The organism is Pseudomonas sp. PICF141 (assembly GCF_002286815.1).
GTDB lineage: Bacteria > Pseudomonadota > Gammaproteobacteria > Pseudomonadales > Pseudomonadaceae > Aquipseudomonas.
The window spans coordinates 1-15,549 of record NZ_MUNM01000038.1 but is presented as its reverse complement, the minus strand read 5'-3'; the positions used below and the strand labels follow the sequence as shown (position 1 = coordinate 15,549).

The following is a 15,549-nucleotide window of genomic DNA, read 5'->3' as shown; positions in this document are numbered from 1 at the left end:
TCCGCGTGCGCTTATTACTGATCGAGGATGACGTGGCCCTTGGCGAGGGCATTCATCAGGCTCTGGGCCGTGAGGGTTACACCGTCGACTGGCTGCAAGACGGGCGCAGTGCCTTGCATGCGTTACTCAGCGAAACATTTGACTTGGCGGTCCTCGACCTCGGCCTGCCGCGCATGGACGGTCTGCAAGTATTGCACCGCCTGCGCGAAAGTGGCTCCAACCTTCCGGTACTGATTCTCACCGCCCGGGATGCCACCGAAGACCGCATCGCCGGGCTGGATGCCGGGGCCGACGATTACCTGATCAAGCCCTTCGACCTGGCCGAACTCAAGGCTCGCCTGCGGGCCTTGTTGCGACGCAGCGCCGGTCGCGCTCAAGTGCTGATCGAGCACGCCGGCATCAGCCTGAACCCCGGCACCCAGCAAGTCAGCTATCGAGGTGAGCCGGTGGCGCTGACGCCCAAGGAGTATCAACTGCTCCACGAATTGCTTTCGCCTCCGGGCCGGGTCATGACCCGCGACCACCTGATGCAACTGCTTTACGGCTGGAACGAAGAAGCCGAAAGCAACACCCTGGAAGTGCATATCCATCACCTGCGCAAGAAGTTCTCCACTGACCTGATCCGTACCATTCGCGGTGTCGGGTACCTGGTCGAGGAGCGTCGATGACTTCGATTCGGCGTCGCACCCTGACGCTGATCATCGGCCTGATGCTGACAGGTCTGGCGATCATCAGTGTGCTCAACCTGCACGACAGCAATCATGAAATTGCCGAAGTCTACGACGCCCAACTGGCCCAGAACGCCCGGCTTCTGCAGGGTGTGATGCGCATGCCGCTGGCCAGCCGTGAACACGCCGAACTGTATCAAGCATTCAACAAGGCCTTGAGTGAAGCGGTGCCGAGAGTCGATGGTCATCCCTACGAAAGCAAAATTGCCTTTCAGGTGTGGAATCGCAAGGGTGAAGTGCTGGTGCATACCGCCAGTGCGCCCTCCTTCACGGCACCGCCGACCAAATCCGGCTTCAGCGATGTGGTGGACCTGCACAATCGCCATTGGCGGGTGTTCATGCTCGAAGACAAACAGAATGACCTGCGCATCTGGGTCGGTGAACGGGACGACGTGCGTGCGGACCTGGTAGACCGGATCGTACGTCATACCCTGTGGCCCAATGTGCTGGGTAGCCTGATCCTGGCGGCCATGGTCTGGCTGGCCATTGGCTGGGGGCTCAAGCCCCTGGCCAATATGGCGCAAACGTTGCGGGCTCGGCACAGCGGTTCTCTGGAGCCGTTGCAACTGAACCCATTACCCAGTGAATTGGAACCGATGCAGGCAGCGCTCAACCGCATGCTCGCGCAAATTCAGGAAGTGCTTGGCCGCGAACGGCGCTTCATCGCCGACGCCGCTCACGAATTACGTACGCCGCTGGCGGTGCTGCGAGTGCATGCGCAGAACCTGCAGGAAGCCGGCACGGAACAGGAGCGTCGTGAATCCCTGGCGTTTCTGATTGCCGGTGTTGACCGCACCAGCCGCTTGGTCAATCAATTGCTGACCATGGCCCGTCTTGAACCCAAAGCCGTGGCGCCAATGGAGCAAAGCATCGACCTGAGCGAAACCGTGCGCGCCAGTCTGGCCCAACTCACGCCCTGGTTATTAAGCAGGAATCTGGAACTGGCCTTCGATGTTGCTGACCAGCCTTTTGAAGTGCTGGCCGACGCCGCCGACATCGACATCGCTCTGAACAACCTGGTCACCAACGCCGCGAATTTTTCGCCGGAGCAGGGTGTCATCACCGTGCGATTGAGTCAGGAGAACGGGTTCTATGATTTGAGCGTCCAGGACCAGGGGCCAGGCATCGATGAAGCAGATCGCGCACGGTTATTCGAACGTTTTTACAGCCGTGGAAATACCGGGGGCGCGGGGCTGGGGCTGACCATCGTCAGCACCATTGCGGCGCGGCTGGGTGGGCGAATTACGCTGGTCAATCTACCTGAAGGCGGGTTGCGGGCGACCCTGTCGATTCCCGATGGCCAACACCACACCCCTGCGCAGCGGACCACCTGCGAGCTGCCGCCCAATGGCTGAGTGACTACAGCCGTACGCCTAAACACAATCCCTTGTAGGAGCGAGGCTTGCCCGCGAAGGCGTCAGGTCTGGCACACCACGTCATCGTTCTTCGCGGGCAAGCCTCTTGTTTAGAATGGGCTGCAGGCGAGTTGTTGGTGGGTTGGGATGGGCCAGTGCAATCTGTGCCCTTCCCGCTTTACTCGAAAGCCTTCTCTCTCACTTTTTAGCGCTCGCCAAATAATGCGCAACCAACGCATTGGCATGTCCGTGCCCCATACCGTGTTCAGCCTTCAGCCAAGCCACCATTTCCGTATGCTTCTTGCTGCTCACTGTACCGAGCAAACCCAGCCAATGGTCGATTGGCTGGCCGTACTTTTTTTCAATTGAGGGGAAGTACGATGCCGGCCCTTTCACCTTTGTATCTTCGGTCATGCTGCAAGCTCCCTTGTTCATGGCGGATTGTCGGTGGACGCTCCTTGTCTTGATCCCAGGAATTGAAGTCCAGGACCGCTGCGTAGTCCAGCGCAAACAAGCTCGCCGTGTATAAGTAATGATTGAAGTTATCGCGAAGCGCTCTAATGAACTGTCAGTTCTAACAGGTCACTTTCAGTTTGGCCGGGGCTAAGCTGCCCCTATTGGAATGACTTGAGGCGTTCATCATGTTTCGAAATGGTTATCTATTGGTGCAGGGCATTCTCTTGTTAGCGATTCTGCCGCTATTGCGCGATGTCCAAGGTGGCCAGTGGACGCCCATAACATCCGAAGTAACCTTTCAATGTAACAACGTCAGGACGGACTATAGCGCTTATGTTGTCGGCAACCATCCAGCGTTAGGGAATTGGGATCCGGCCAAGGCCATACCGCTCGCCTCTGCTTCCTCTTCTACTTCTACTTCTACTTCTACTTCTACATGGACCGGCAATGTACTTTTTCCAGGCACGGACGACGGCAAAGATGTGGAATGGAAGTGTATCTTGCGCCACAACACCATACCGACCGACGTACAGTGGCAGGCCGATCCCAACAACATAGTGAAGGTGACTTTCTCAATAAAGAGTGTCGGCACCTTTTGAGGCATGTGTGAACATATGGAAAAATGAATCTGACACTCTCCCAAGATCAAAAGATCGCGGTCTTCCGGTAGCGCCTACCCCTCTCCCTTAGGAGCTACAGAAGGCCGCGATTTTTTGATATTTGCTATCCCAGCAACAACCCCTGCTCACGCTCACACAACTCCACCACGTAATCCCACAACACCCGCAGCCGCACGGACTTGTGCAGCTCGCGCCGCGTACTGATCCAGTAACTGCGCTGGATGCTTTCATCCGGCAGTAACGGCACCAGTTGGGGATCGGCGCTGGCCATATAGCAGGGCAACACGGCGATCCCCAGGCCCGAGCGCGCGGCCTGTTGCTGGGCGATGACGCTGGTGCTGTGAAACACCACCTGGGGGTTGCGGCAGAAGCTGTTGAGGAACATCAGTTCCTGGCTGAACAGCAAGTCATCGACGTAGCCGATCCACGCATGGCGACCGAGGTCTTCGCGGCTGCGCAGGGGTGGCGAACGGTCCAGATAGGCCTGGCTGGCATACAGTGCCAGTCGGTAATCGGTGAGTTTGCGGGTGACCAGCATGTCGGCGGCCGGGCGTTCCAGGTGAATGCTGATTTCCGCTTCACGGTTGAGGATGCTGACGAAGCGCGGCACCGCTACCAATTCCACTTCCAGCCCCGGATAGCGTTCGAACAGCCCGTTCATGCGGCTGGCAAGGAACATGATGCCCAGCCCTTCCGTCACGCCGACGCGGATCTTGCCTAGCGGCGCGGATGACTGGGTGATTTCTTCCTGAGCCAGCAGCGCGACGTTCTCCATGGCTTCGGCGTGTTTGAGCAGCGCTTCGCCGGCCGGGGTCAATTCGTAACCTTGGGCATGCTGGATGAACAGCGCGGTGCCGAGGCTTTTTTCGATGGCCTCGATGTGCCGGGCCACGGTGGCGTGGGTGGTGTTCAAACGGCGCGCGGCGGTCAGCAAGCGGCCGCTGCGCTGCAACTCTAGAAAAAACCGCAGGTCATTCCAGTCGAACATGAACCATCCTTGACGTTAGGCCGTTAACGACGCTGTTTAAAAACGCACAGCACCTGCGCAAAAACTAACATTCTTTTAACGAAAGCTAACAACTAGGATGACCGACAACAAGAACAACAATATGAGGTCAAGGATGCAGACTTCCCTTGATGAATACGACTACATCGTGGTCGGCGCCGGGCCGGCCGGTTGTTTGCTGGCCAATCGACTGTCGGCCAACCCGCAGCATCGCGTGCTGCTGCTCGAAGCCGGCGGCCGCGACAACTACCCATGGATTCACATTCCTGTCGGTTACCTGTTCTGCATCGGCAACCCGCGCACCGACTGGTGCTTCAAGACCGAAGCGCAACCGGGCCTGCAGGGTCGCGCCCTGAGCTACCCGCGCGGCAAGGTGCTCGGCGGCTGTTCCTCAATCAACGGCATGATCTACATGCGCGGCCAGGCTGGCGATTACGACGCTTGGGCGGCCGAAGGCAATGCCGGCTGGGGCTGGCAAGACGTGCTGCCACTGTTCAAGCAAAGCGAAAACCATTTTGCCGGCGACTCAGCATTTCACGGCGCCGCCGGGCAATGGCGAGTCGAGCGTCAGCGTCTGTCGTGGCCGATCCTCGACGCGTTTCGCACGGCAGCCGAGCAAAGCGGCATCGCCAGCATCGATGACTTCAATCAGGGCAACAACGAAGGCTGCGGCTATTTCCAGGTCAATCAAAAGGCCGGAGTGCGCTGGAACGCGGCCAAGGCGTTTCTCAAACCGATCCGTCAGCGCACCAATCTGACGGTGCTGACCGACGTTGAAGTGGACCGCGTGCTACTGGAAAACGGCCGCGCCTCGGCGGTCAGTGCGCGCTGGCAAGGCCAGGTGAGAACCTTCAAGGCGCGCAAGGAAATCGTTCTGTGTGCCGGTTCCGTCGGTTCACCGGGCATTCTCCAGCGTTCTGGTATCGGCCCTCGCCCGCTGCTGCAAAAACTGGGCATCGGCGTGGCCCATGAACTGCCCGGCGTGGGCGGCAACCTGCAGGATCATCTGCAACTGCGGCTGATCTACAAACTGGAAAATGCCCGCACTCTGAACCAGATTGCGGGCACGCTGTGGGGCAAGATGGGCATGGGCCTGCGTTACCTGTATGACCGCAGCGGCCCACTGTCCATGGCCCCAAGCCAACTCGGCGCCTTCGCGCGATCGGGGCCGGAACAGACCTCGGCGAACCTCGAATACCACGTGCAACCGTTGTCGCTGGAGCGTTTCGGCGAGCCGCTGCACGCCTTCCCCGCGTTCACCGCGTCGGTCTGCGATCTGCGCCCGCAAAGTCGTGGCCGGATAGACATTCGCTCTGCCGACCCACGGGAAGCGCCGCTGATTCAGCCCAACTACCTGAGCCATCCCGAAGACTTGCGGGTAGCAGCCGATGCCATCCGCCTGACCCGCCGCATCGTTGCCGCGCCCGCCTTGCAAGCGTTCAAACCGGTCGAGTACCTGCCCGGCGACAGCTTGCAGAGCGAAGAACAATTGCACGAAGCCGCCGCCCGGATCGGCACCACGATTTTCCACCCGGTAGGCACGTGCCGGATGGGCAACGATGCCCACGCGGTGGTCGACGCCGGGTTGCGCGTCCATGGCGTCCCCGGCCTGCGCATCGCCGACGCCTCGATCATGCCGCGCATCACCTCGGGCAACACCTGCTCGCCGACACTGATGATCGCCGAGAAAGCCGCGCAATTGATGCTCAGCCCCAGCACAAGGAGCCTTGACCCGCAGAAGGAACTGCTGAGCAACCCACTGTAGGAGCGAGGCTTGCCCGCGAAGAACGATGACGTGGTGTGTCAGGTCTGACGCCTTCGCGAGCAAACTTCGCTCCTGCAAAGATCGACGTACACCCCGCTTTACGGATAAACGCGGCACCCGCCCACCAGGCTGGCGCCGACAGTGGAACAACAAAAACAATCACTGTGAGGGATACCGGTATGTCAGAACATGTTCAGCCCCTGGAAGCGGTCCGCAGCGCCGGCACCAGTCAGGAAACCCAGAAAGTCATCTTCGCCTCGTCCCTGGGGACGGTGTTCGAGTGGTACGACTTTTTCCTCTACGGCGCCCTCGCGGCGGTCATCAGCAAACAGTTCTTCGCCGGGGTCAACGACACCACGGCGTTCATCTTCGCGCTCATGGCCTTCGCCGCCGGCTTCATCGTGCGGCCCTTCGGTGCGCTGGTGTTCGGACGCTTGGGGGACATGATCGGGCGCAAATACACGTTCCTGGCGACCATCGTCCTCATGGGGCTGGCGACGTTCTGCGTCGGCTTGCTGCCGACCTACGCGAGCATCGGCATCGCCGCGCCGATCATCCTCGTGGTGCTGCGTATGCTTCAGGGTCTGGCATTGGGCGGAGAATACGGCGGCGCTGCCACTTACGTCGCTGAACACGCACCGATGGGCAAACGCGGTTTCCACACCAGCTGGATTCAATCCACCGCCACCCTCGGCTTGCTGCTGTCGCTGCTGGTGGTGCTGGGCTGCCGCTACTTCACCGGCGACCAGTTCGAAGTCTGGGGCTGGCGCATTCCGTTTCTGTTTTCGATCGTGTTGCTGGGTATCTCGACCTGGATTCGCCTGAGCCTGCATGAGTCGCCTGCGTTCGTGAAAATGAAAGAAGAAGGCAAGCTCTGCAAGTCACCGCTGCGCGATTCCTTCGGCAAATGGGACAACCTCAAAGTGGTGCTGATTGCGCTGTTCAGCATCAACGCCGGGCAAGCGGTAACCTTCTACGCCGCGCAGTTCTATGTGCTGTTCTTCCTCACCCAGTTCCTGAAAATGGACCCGGCACTGGCCAACAGTCTGCTGATCGTCAGCGTGACCATTGGCGCGCCGTTCTTCATCTTTTTCGGTTGGCTGTCGGACAAGGTCGGCCGTAAACCGGTGCTGATGATCGGCCTGTTGCTGGCCACTGCGCTGTACTTCCCGATCTTCAAGACCCTGGCCCATTACGCCAACCCAGCCATTGACCTGGCCAGCCGCCAGGCACCGATCACCGTGCTGGCGGACCCGGCCACCTGCACCTTCCAGTTCGACCCGGTGGGCAAGGCTAAATTTGATAGCCCGTGCGACAAGGTCAAAACTTTCCTGGTCAAGCAAGGCCTGCCCTACAACAGCGAAGCGGCCCCGGCCGGCAGCGCCGTGCAGGTCAGCATCGGCGAGGTGACAATCGATGGCTACGATGAAGCGGCCTTGCGCGGTGCTGTGACCCTGGCCGGGTATCCGTCACAAGCGGACACCCAACAGATCAACAAACCCATGATCGTGGCGCTGATCGTCGCCCTGATCATCATCTCCGCCATGTGCTACGGCCCGCTGGCGGCGCTGATGGTCGAACTGTTCCCGACCCGCATCCGCTACACCTCCATGTCCCTGCCCTACCATATCGGCAATGGTTGGTTCGGTGGCTTCCTGCCGACGGTGTCGTTTGCCTTGGTGGTGTACACCGGGGATATTTTCTACGGGCTGTGGTACCCGGTGGTGATTACCGGGGTGAGCCTGGTGGTGGGGATGATGTGTTTGCGTGAGACGAAGGATGTGGATCTGGACAAGAACTGACGGCATGAACCTCTAGCGATGGGAGCAGGCTTACCTGTGGCGAGGGGGCTTGCCCCCGTTGGGTCGCGAAGCGGCCCCAAAACCGTTCGACGCGGTGTGTCAGGCGCACTGCGATTGGAGGTTCTACGACTGCTTCGCAGCCGAACGGGGGCAAGCCCCCTCACCACAAATGCTTTGCGCACCTCAGGTATCAAGCACCTCAAACGTCACTTCTTCGGGATAAAACGCCACATACCCGCGAATCTGCGCGACTGACACCTTCGGATGCTCATAACTCCATACCGCATTGGCCGCTTCATGCCCGGGGATTTGCAGGCTGAAATAGCTGGCATCGCCCTTGTACGGGCAGTAACTGGTGTGGTCGGTGCGGGCGAAATATTGTTCGGCGATGTCCTCCCGGGGGATGTAATACACCGGAGGATAATTGGCCTCATGCATAACCAGCGCCCGAGTGGATGACGCCACTTGAATGTCATGGAATTTCACCACCACGCAGCCGGGTTGAGGGTTGATGGTGATGGGAGTACCGGGGCTGGGGGCTTTCATGAACAGGATCCTCTGTCGCTGCTGCGTTGTATTGGCGCTCCGACAGGTATACCTCATGTTTCGGTATCGCGACGGCTTCACAGCCGAACGGAGCTTGCCTGGCTACGGTAACTGCGCACTGAATGGAAGGACGGTCGAGTCTTCGTTCTCACGCCGGGCATGAGTTATCAAGTGGCGGACAATGCCGAAGCGCATCGTTCATCCACCGCCATGGGCGCCAGGTTGTTTGTGGTGGACTGACCGCTGTCATCCACCGCAACAGCTTAAGCTGTACATCCATACAGATAAAGATTGCTCCATCGCTCATCAGCCGCCATTCTGTGCACCTCTCGAACACTGATCGATGATGGTGGTTATGCAGCTGTACCTCTGTGAAAAACCTTCCCAGGCCAAAGATATCGCGGCCGTGCTCGGCGCCAAGCGCCGGGGCGATGGTTGCTGGCTGGGAACAAACGTCACGGTCACCTGGTGCATCGGCCATCTGCTGGAAACCGCACCGCCGGATGCCTATGACGCACGTTACAAACGTTGGGTGCTGGCGGATCTGCCGATCATTCCTGAAAAATGGAAGATGACCGTCAAACCGCGCACGGCCAGCCAGTACAAGGCGGTCAAACGCTTGCTCGGCGAGGCCAGTGAACTGGTGATTGCCACCGACGCCGACCGTGAGGGCGAGATGATCGCCCGGGAGCTGGTGGAGCATTGCCGTTATCGCGGGCCGATCCGGCGATTGTGGCTGTCGGCGCTGGACGATGCATCGATTCGCAAGGCCCTGGCGGTGCTCAAACCCGGGATAGAGACATTCAGCCTTTATCATTCGGCATTGGGGCGCTCCCGGGCCGACTGGCTGATCGGGATGAACATGAGTCGGCTGTTCACGCTGCTGGGACGTCAATCCGGCTATCAGGGTGTATTGCCGGTCGGTCGGGTGCAGACGCCGACTTTGCGCCTGGTGGTGGATCGCGACCGCAGCATTGCCGATTTCGTCCCGGTGGCGTATTGGGCGATTGACGTGCAACTGCTGCACGATGGCACGGCGTTCACCGCCCAGTGGCGTGCGGCCTCCGACGCTTGCGATGATCAGGATCGCTGCCTGAATCAGGCGCTGGCGCAGAAAGCGGCTACAGCCATTGGCAGTGCGGCGAGCGCCCGGGTGATCAAACTGCGCACCGAACGCATGCGCGAAGTCGCACCTTTGCCGTTCGACCTGGGCACGTTGCAGGAAGTCTGCTCGAAGAAGCTGGGGCTCGGCGCCCAGGAAACCCTCGACATCGCCCAGGCCCTGTATGAAACCCACAAAGTCATTACCTACCCGCGCAGCGACTGCGGCTACCTGCCGCTGAGTCAGCACAGCGAAGCACCGGCAATCCTGGCCGCGCTGAGGCAGGCCGATCCGGCCCTGAATGCCTTGCACGATTATCTGGAACCCCAGCGTCGCTCACGGGCCTGGAATGACGCCAAGGTCAGCGCTCACCACGGCATCATCCCCACGGCGGCGGCGAAAAACCTCGACCGACTGGTGGGCAAGCAACGGGCGGTGTACACCCTGATTCGTGCGCGTTATCTGGCGCAGTTCCTGCCCAACCATGAATACGACCGGACCCAAGCCGACTTCGACTGCGCCGGTGAAGCCTTGCGCGCGGTGGGCAAGCAGATTGTCGAGCCTGGCTGGAAACGCGCCCTGCCCGAGGCCCTCGCACCCGCCAAGGGCCGTGAAGCACCGGCACCACAAACACTGCCGGCACTGGCCGAAGGGCGTGACTGCGCGGTGGCGGATGTGAAGCTCAAGGACCTCTGGACCCAGCCGCCCAAGCCGTTCACCGAAGGCGATTTGATCAAGGCGATGAAGAACGTCGCCAAACTGGTGGAAGATCCACTGCTCAAGCAAAAGCTCAAGGACACGACCGGCATCGGCACCGAAGCCACCCGCGCCTCGATCATCCAGGGCCTGCTGGACCGTGGCTACCTGATCAAGAACGGCAAGGCTTTGGCCGCGACGCCGGCAGCGTTCAGCCTGATCGACGCCGTGCCGCGCGCCATTGCCGACCCCGGCACCACGGCAATCTGGGAACAGGCTTTGGACATGGTGCAGAGCGGTGAAATGAGCCTGGAAGAATTCGTCACCAAACAAGCGGCGTGGATGAGCAAGCAAGTGGCCCGTTGCGCCGGCCTGAACCTGACCATTAGCGGGCCGGCAAGCCCCGCCGGGCGTGGCGCCGCACCGTGGAAAAACAAACGCAAACCGGCCAAACGCAAGGCTTCGACCGGCACCAAGCGCGTAGCGAAACCGGCGGGCAAGGCTTGAGAGCACTTGCAACGAATCGAAACCTGTAGGAGCGTGGTTTGCCCGCGAAGAATTCACCGCGGTTTTTCAGGTATTACGCGTTATCGTTCTTCGCGGGCAAGCCTCGCTCCTACAGGTACTGCGGCGCATCAGGCAAGAGCCCTGCTTTCTGAAAAGGTACAACCATGACGACAGTCAGAAGCCAGCCCTTGATAGAACTGCACGCCGCTCAGCGCGACGAACTGGAAACCATCGAGAACCTGATGCAGTTCTACGTGTATGACTTCAGCGAATGGTTGCCGCTGAAACTCGGTGAGCATGGCTTCTTCAACATCCAGCCCAGACAGGACTACTGGCGCAATCCGGCAACCAGGCCGTTTCTGATCAAGGTTGACGGCGAGCTTGCCGGTTTCGTGACCGTGGATGACGAAACCCATGTCGTCGGTGCGGAGCACAACATCGGCTACTTCTTTGTCAGTCGACGCTTTCGTGGCCAAGGCGTCGCGAAGTTTGTCGCCTCTGCCCTCTTGAGCCGATTCCCCGGTCAATGGCAGATTTTCCACATCGATGCCAACCAGCCTGCGCGGCGGTTCTGGGCCAAGGTGATGCCTGATCTCACGGGCTCAGCATTCACCGTGCAGCAACTGGCAGTGGATGGCTACCCCTGCACCTTTTACCGCTTCTCTAATTCCAAAACCACTTTGTCCGACAACATGTAGTGAACAAAAATAATCACTACAAAACCGTTGACGCCTCCGATTTGCCCTTGCATGATGCAGACATCTCCCCGATCGGGAGTACAGAAACTCGTTTGAGCAAGCTCGTCTGACCGCCGAGCTGTTTTTCCCGGATACACGCTGCCCACAAGGCAGATTGAAGAAGCTGACCTGGCCTGAACGTCCAGTACAAGGACGAGAAGCGCTGGCGATCAATCCTCATGAAGCTTGTGGCCGACCCTGAAAACGTCGGCAGTGGCCTCCAGGTTTTCGCCGCTTCTCTTCGTTGTGACGCTATTGCGTAGCAGTTATTCAACACGACTACATGCAACAGACGCGAACCCCGTCGTATTGACGGCCGGCCGCTGACGTCCTGGTTTCGGTGCCAGGGATCAACTAACCGATGGGCTACTTGTATTAGCGAATCAACTTTGAAAGATCACCAAATGGTCAAGGGGCTTACAATGAATTTGAACAATCAACCTACTATCGATGAACTGGCTCGTTTGTTCGCTGCGAAAAAAGACAGCCTGGACAGCCATATTCTGTGGATCAGCAAATCGGGCCAGGTCCATATCGACTGCCTGTCGCCCTATGCCCATGAAGAAGAGTTCGACCGGAACAACCAGAACCTGCTCGCCCGACTGAAGATGTACCGTCGCGGCCAGGGTTATGTCGGCAAGAAAGCCGCGGCCGACAAAGACTTCATCGGTAATGTGCTTCAAACGCTGAAACAGGCATGGGCATCGATGCAGAACCAGAACGAAGTTCGGGTGATTGATCGGTTGTACTGATTAGGGAAGATTAACCGCCCTCCATAAAAAGGCCCCCGCTCGTATCATCGAGCGGGGCCTTTTTTATTTGCCTGCGACACGTGCGACACCACTGAGTCAAAGAACAGAGCTATGGTTAACAAAACGCTGGACATCGGTCTATTCACTGGAGGTCTGCGATGAAAAAAGCCCTCACATTCATGCTGCTGGCGTTGGCGGGTGCCGCTCATGCGAACAGCGTTCCCGGCGTTCCTGCCTTCGATGTCGACTGCCCCGGGAACATCATGGTCCACGCCGACCAGGATGGCCCGGTCATCATCAATAGCAAAGAAGCCCAGACCAGAATGATCAATGAGCGTCTTTTCGAGGCGAAGGGCTCGGACGTAACGATCTCGATCAGCATCGCCGATGATGACTCGGTTGCCGTGACCTATATCAGCAAGAAAGGCGGCAATGGCATCTGCCAGTCGGTGGATGATTGATCTACACGCTGGCGCTGCCCGCCATCACCAGGTTCGCGAATGCCACCGACGCGGCACTGTGGTAGTTGTTCTTCCTGCGCAACAACGCCGCGTCGCGCCGGGGTGCTTCGCCCTGTAATTCAATCCGGCGCAGTGCCCGTTCCGCAGTGGCGATGGGTTCCGGGAGGATGGTGGCCATTGGCGCGTGACGAATGACCTCCAACAGCGTACTCACCGAGTTCACCTCGATCGCTACCTTGGGCGTAATGTTCTGTTGCCGAAAATACCCGTCAATGGAAGATCGGGTGATGAAGTCCGGCGTCAGCAACGCGAACTCCAGTTGCGCCACTTCCTTTGGCGACAGCGGGCTCTGGCGCTCGTACAGCGGATGACTGCGTCCGACCATCACACCCAACGTTTCGACAAACATTGGCAGGCATTCGATATCGGGGCTCCTCACCGGGGTAAAGGCAATGGCGATGTCCAACGAGTCATCGAGCAACCCGGCTTCGATGTCATCCATCGATAACTCGAAAATCTGCAGATGGATGTTAGGAAATTTCGCCACGTAGTCGCGCACCAACGGCCCTACCAGATACGCCATGAACGTTGGCGTCATGGCCAGTCGTAAAGTGCCGCGAGACAAGTCCTTCACGTCATGCAGCGCACGTTTCCCCGCTTCAAGTTCCACGAGTACCCGACGGGCACTTTCGATGTAGGCCAGCCCTGCATCGGTCGGCTTGACCGTGCGCGAGGTGCGGTCGAACAGGCTGACGCCGAGGGTTTCCTCCAGTTGCCGGATCTGCTGGGACAACGTCGGTTGGGAGACATGCAACGCCTCGGCGGCACGGGTGAAACCGCCGTGGTCGGCGACTGCCAGCAAATAGCGCAAATGTCGGAGCAGCATGGGCACACCATCCATAGGCAGGACTTATGCGAAGCATTGTATATCGGTCTTGGACGCTATGGATCAATCGACCGAAGATGGCCGCACTTTCCAGCGACAACCGATAGGAGTCACCCCATGCAACAGTCCCATGCTTACCAAGACCCGAGTCTGACCCTGACCACTTCGATCCTCAATGCCAAGGCCCGCAAGAATTTGTCCTGGCAGGATTTGACCGATGGCACCGGCCTGGGCCTGGCCTACGTCACTGCCGCCCTGCTCGGCCAACATCCGCTGCCCGAAGCTGCCGCCAAGGTGATTGGCGAGAAACTCGAACTGGACGCCGATGCCGTGGCTCGCCTGCAGATCATTCCGCTGCGCGGTAGCCTTTCGGGTATCCCGACCGACCCGACCATCTACCGTTTCTACGAAATGATCCAGATCTACGGCACTACGCTCAAAGCCCTGGTTCACGAGCAATTCGGCGACGGCATTATCAGCGCAATCAACTTCAAGCTGGACATGAAGAAAGTTGAAGACCCGGAAGGTGGTTCCCGCGCAGTGATTACCCTGGACGGCAAGTTCCTGCCGTTGCACCCGTTTTAAGACGATCCAGTCAATTCAGGCGCAAAACCTGTGGGAGCGGGCTTGCTCGCGAAAGCGGTGTGTCAGGCGACATCAGTGTTGACTGTGCCGCCGTCTTCGCGAGCAAGCCCGCTCCCACAGGTTATGCAGGCATTAACCCCTCTCATTCATTGCAAGGAAGTCAGCCATGAAAGCCCTCATCGAAGGTTTATTGAAGTTCCAGAAAGAAGCCTTCCCGCAACGTACCGACCTGTTCAAACACCTGGCCACCACCCAGCATCCCGGCACATTGTTCATCACCTGTTCCGACAGCCGGGTGGTGCCGGAACTGCTGACCCAGCAAGAGCCCGGCGAACTGTTCGTGGTGCGCAATGCCGGCAACATCGTGCCCTCTTACAGTCCGCATCCCGGTGGGGTGTCGGCCACGGTCGAATATGCGGTCGCGGTATTGGGCGTGACGGACATCGTGATCTGCGGGCATTCGGACTGCGGCGCCATGACCGCCATCGCTCAGTGCAAATGCATGGATCACCTGCCCGCCGTCAGTGGCTGGTTGCAACACGCCGAGTCGGCCAAGGTCATCAATGACTCCCGCCCTCACGCCAGCGACTCAGCCAAGGTAAGTTCGATGGTCCGGGAAAATGTCATCGCCCAACTGGCGAATATCCAGACTCACCCGAGCGTGCGTCTGGCCCAGGAAAAAGGCCTGCTGAATTTGCATGGCTGGGTTTATGACATCGAGACCGGCTCCGTCGATGCACTGGATGCCAGCCGGCGCAACTTCGTGTCGCTGGCCGAGCATACGGACACCTGTGCCGTTTATGGCAAAACGGTCGAAGCCGCCTGAAGGCTTGGCGCCACGTTACAAAATGGGCAGGCACATGACTGCGCCCGTCCTTGGCTCCGGTTCAGGCATGACACTCACAAGATCGCCATGATCATTTGTCGTCTGACGAGGATGGCCGACGCTCAGTGGTCTCTTCGGCATTCGGTGCTTCTGGAGAATGCCCCGGGGTGAACACGTGAGTGAGCAATTCGCTGGCATCGATGTCGACGACACCAGGAACCGACCGGGCCAGAGCAACAGCCTGCTCACACTGTCTATGAGTGTTGACACGGCCGCTCAATGCCACCCTGCCCGCATGGGTTTTGACATGGACATGCAGACCAAGGGTTGAGTCGGCCAATGCCAGGGCCGACTTCACCCGGGTGGTAATCCACGCGTCGTTAACGACCGTTTCCAGACCATGAGAATAATGTTGAAAGGAATGAAGTTTCATGGCGCAACCCTCTCTGAAGTAATCAGATGCGCTGTCCGCTCCCCCGCAGGCATGGACACACATTAAGTATAGTGCGGCCGTTGTCTGCGGTCGGGGCGACGAAAGTCCTGTAGGAGCGAGGCTTGCCCGCGAAGCATGCACCGCATTTTTTTCAGCGATAACGCATCATCGCTCTTCGCGGGCAAGTCTCGCTCCTACATCTATGGTTACCCCCTTTTCTGCAATACTGTTTTTGATGCGTGTTTGGCTTGCTTTCATCTATCCGGCGTCTAAGTGGGGTTTGTGG

General features: G+C 59.0%; 16 protein-coding genes. 11 read left to right on the top strand and 5 right to left on the bottom strand.

Annotation, left to right across the window (positions count from 1 at the left end; all coding sequences use genetic code 11):
• Positions 1–5: 5 nt before the first annotated feature.
• Both BZL43_RS09315 and BZL43_RS09310 read left to right on the top strand, forming a co-directional pair.
• Entirely contained in the window at positions 6–668 is a 663-nt protein-coding gene (locus BZL43_RS09315; protein WP_095632043.1) for a response regulator, read from the top strand.
• Positions 665–2,083 carry an ATP-binding protein gene (locus BZL43_RS09310; protein WP_095632042.1) on the top strand — a complete coding sequence of 473 codons (1,419 nt, stop codon included), beginning with the start codon at positions 665–667 and terminating at the stop codon, positions 2,081–2,083. The genes BZL43_RS09315 and BZL43_RS09310 overlap by 4 nt, the downstream gene beginning before the upstream one ends.
• Positions 2,084–2,281: 198 nt before the next feature.
• Here the strand turns inward: BZL43_RS09310 and BZL43_RS09305 are convergent, their stop codons facing one another.
• Positions 2,282–2,497 (bottom strand): DUF4287 domain-containing protein, encoded by a 216-nt coding sequence (locus BZL43_RS09305; RefSeq protein ID WP_095632041.1) that lies wholly within the window; start codon positions 2,495–2,497, stop codon positions 2,282–2,284.
• A 227-nt stretch (positions 2,498–2,724) separates the two neighbouring features.
• On the opposite strand from BZL43_RS09305, the gene BZL43_RS09300 reads away from it, so the two are divergent.
• On the top strand, positions 2,725–3,138 hold the full coding sequence (locus BZL43_RS09300; RefSeq protein ID WP_095632040.1) for a carbohydrate-binding module family 20 domain-containing protein: 414 nt from the start codon (positions 2,725–2,727) through the stop codon (positions 3,136–3,138).
• A 124-nt stretch (positions 3,139–3,262) separates the two neighbouring features.
• Here BZL43_RS09300 and BZL43_RS09295 read toward each other — a convergent pair whose 3' ends face one another.
• On the bottom strand, positions 3,263–4,147 hold the full coding sequence (locus tag BZL43_RS09295; RefSeq protein WP_095632039.1) for a LysR family transcriptional regulator: 885 nt from the start codon (positions 4,145–4,147) through the stop codon (positions 3,263–3,265).
• Positions 4,148–4,280: 133 nt separating this feature from the next.
• On the opposite strand from BZL43_RS09295, the gene BZL43_RS09290 reads away from it, so the two are divergent.
• Together BZL43_RS09290 and BZL43_RS09285 are read left to right on the top strand one after the other, a co-directional pair.
• A complete protein-coding gene (locus BZL43_RS09290) occupies positions 4,281–5,930 on the top strand; it encodes a GMC family oxidoreductase (protein ID WP_095632038.1) in 1,650 nt (549 codons plus the stop codon).
• A gap of 179 nt (positions 5,931–6,109) precedes the next feature.
• The gene (locus BZL43_RS09285) at positions 6,110–7,732 is read left to right on the top strand and encodes an MFS transporter (RefSeq protein WP_095632037.1); all 1,623 of its coding nucleotides are present in this window, start codon (positions 6,110–6,112) and stop codon (positions 7,730–7,732) included.
• Positions 7,733–7,915: 183 nt separating this feature from the next.
• Here the strand turns inward: BZL43_RS09285 and BZL43_RS09275 are convergent, their stop codons facing one another.
• Positions 7,916–8,278, bottom strand: a complete 363-nt coding sequence (locus BZL43_RS09275) for a DUF427 domain-containing protein (RefSeq protein WP_095632036.1) — start codon at positions 8,276–8,278, stop codon at positions 7,916–7,918.
• 355 nt (positions 8,279–8,633) lie between these two features.
• On the opposite strand from BZL43_RS09275, the gene BZL43_RS09265 reads away from it, so the two are divergent.
• From BZL43_RS09265 to BZL43_RS09250, 4 genes are all read left to right on the top strand, one after another.
• Positions 8,634–10,583, top strand: a complete 1,950-nt coding sequence (locus BZL43_RS09265; protein WP_095632069.1) for a DNA topoisomerase III — start codon at positions 8,634–8,636, stop codon at positions 10,581–10,583.
• Positions 10,584–10,747: 164 nt separating this feature from the next.
• The gene (locus BZL43_RS09260) at positions 10,748–11,281 is read left to right on the top strand and encodes a GNAT family N-acetyltransferase (protein WP_095632035.1); all 534 of its coding nucleotides are present in this window, start codon (positions 10,748–10,750) and stop codon (positions 11,279–11,281) included.
• Positions 11,282–11,742: 461 nt separating this feature from the next.
• Positions 11,743–12,072: a hypothetical protein gene (locus tag BZL43_RS09255; protein ID WP_095632034.1), complete on the top strand. Its 330-nt coding sequence runs from the start codon at positions 11,743–11,745 to the stop codon at positions 12,070–12,072.
• Between the two features lie 158 nt (positions 12,073–12,230).
• Entirely contained in the window at positions 12,231–12,533 is a 303-nt protein-coding gene (locus tag BZL43_RS09250) for a hypothetical protein (RefSeq protein ID WP_095632033.1), read from the top strand.
• Position 12,534: 1 nt separating this feature from the next.
• Here BZL43_RS09250 and cynR read toward each other — a convergent pair whose 3' ends face one another.
• Positions 12,535–13,419, bottom strand: a complete 885-nt coding sequence (cynR, locus tag BZL43_RS09245; protein ID WP_095632032.1) for a transcriptional regulator CynR — start codon at positions 13,417–13,419, stop codon at positions 12,535–12,537.
• 117 nt (positions 13,420–13,536) lie between these two features.
• Between cynR and cynS the strand changes: the two genes are divergently transcribed.
• Positions 13,537–14,004, top strand: a complete 468-nt coding sequence (cynS, locus tag BZL43_RS09240; protein WP_095632031.1) for a cyanase — start codon at positions 13,537–13,539, stop codon at positions 14,002–14,004.
• A gap of 166 nt (positions 14,005–14,170) precedes the next feature.
• On the top strand, positions 14,171–14,830 hold the full coding sequence (locus BZL43_RS09235; protein WP_095632030.1) for a carbonic anhydrase: 660 nt from the start codon (positions 14,171–14,173) through the stop codon (positions 14,828–14,830).
• Between the two features lie 91 nt (positions 14,831–14,921).
• Here BZL43_RS09235 and BZL43_RS09230 read toward each other — a convergent pair whose 3' ends face one another.
• Positions 14,922–15,263, bottom strand: a complete 342-nt coding sequence (locus BZL43_RS09230; RefSeq protein WP_095632029.1) for a BON domain-containing protein — start codon at positions 15,261–15,263, stop codon at positions 14,922–14,924.
• Positions 15,264–15,549: the final 286 nt, after the last annotated feature.

Bases quoted from the DNA above. Each gene is read 5' to 3' on its own strand.
- BZL43_RS09310 (WP_095632042.1), top strand. From the start codon at position 665: ATGACTTCGATTCGGCGTCGCACCCTGACGCTGATCATCGGCCTGATG.
- BZL43_RS09305 (WP_095632041.1), bottom strand. From the start codon at position 2,497: ATGACCGAAGATACAAAGGTGAAAGGGCCGGCATCGTACTTCCCCTCA.
- BZL43_RS09300 (WP_095632040.1), top strand. From the start codon at position 2,725: ATGTTTCGAAATGGTTATCTATTGGTGCAGGGCATTCTCTTGTTAGCG.
- BZL43_RS09295 (WP_095632039.1), bottom strand. From the start codon at position 4,147: ATGTTCGACTGGAATGACCTGCGGTTTTTTCTAGAGTTGCAGCGCAGC.
- BZL43_RS09290 (WP_095632038.1), top strand. From the start codon at position 4,281: ATGCAGACTTCCCTTGATGAATACGACTACATCGTGGTCGGCGCCGGG.
- BZL43_RS09285 (WP_095632037.1), top strand. From the start codon at position 6,110: ATGTCAGAACATGTTCAGCCCCTGGAAGCGGTCCGCAGCGCCGGCACC.
- BZL43_RS09275 (WP_095632036.1), bottom strand. From the start codon at position 8,278: ATGAAAGCCCCCAGCCCCGGTACTCCCATCACCATCAACCCTCAACCC.
- BZL43_RS09265 (WP_095632069.1), top strand. From the start codon at position 8,634: ATGCAGCTGTACCTCTGTGAAAAACCTTCCCAGGCCAAAGATATCGCG.
- BZL43_RS09260 (WP_095632035.1), top strand. From the start codon at position 10,748: ATGACGACAGTCAGAAGCCAGCCCTTGATAGAACTGCACGCCGCTCAG.
- BZL43_RS09255 (WP_095632034.1), top strand. From the start codon at position 11,743: ATGAATTTGAACAATCAACCTACTATCGATGAACTGGCTCGTTTGTTC.
- BZL43_RS09250 (WP_095632033.1), top strand. From the start codon at position 12,231: ATGAAAAAAGCCCTCACATTCATGCTGCTGGCGTTGGCGGGTGCCGCT.
- cynR (WP_095632032.1), bottom strand. From the start codon at position 13,419: ATGCTGCTCCGACATTTGCGCTATTTGCTGGCAGTCGCCGACCACGGC.
- cynS (WP_095632031.1), top strand. From the start codon at position 13,537: ATGCAACAGTCCCATGCTTACCAAGACCCGAGTCTGACCCTGACCACT.
- BZL43_RS09235 (WP_095632030.1), top strand. From the start codon at position 14,171: ATGAAAGCCCTCATCGAAGGTTTATTGAAGTTCCAGAAAGAAGCCTTC.
- BZL43_RS09230 (WP_095632029.1), bottom strand. From the start codon at position 15,263: ATGAAACTTCATTCCTTTCAACATTATTCTCATGGTCTGGAAACGGTC.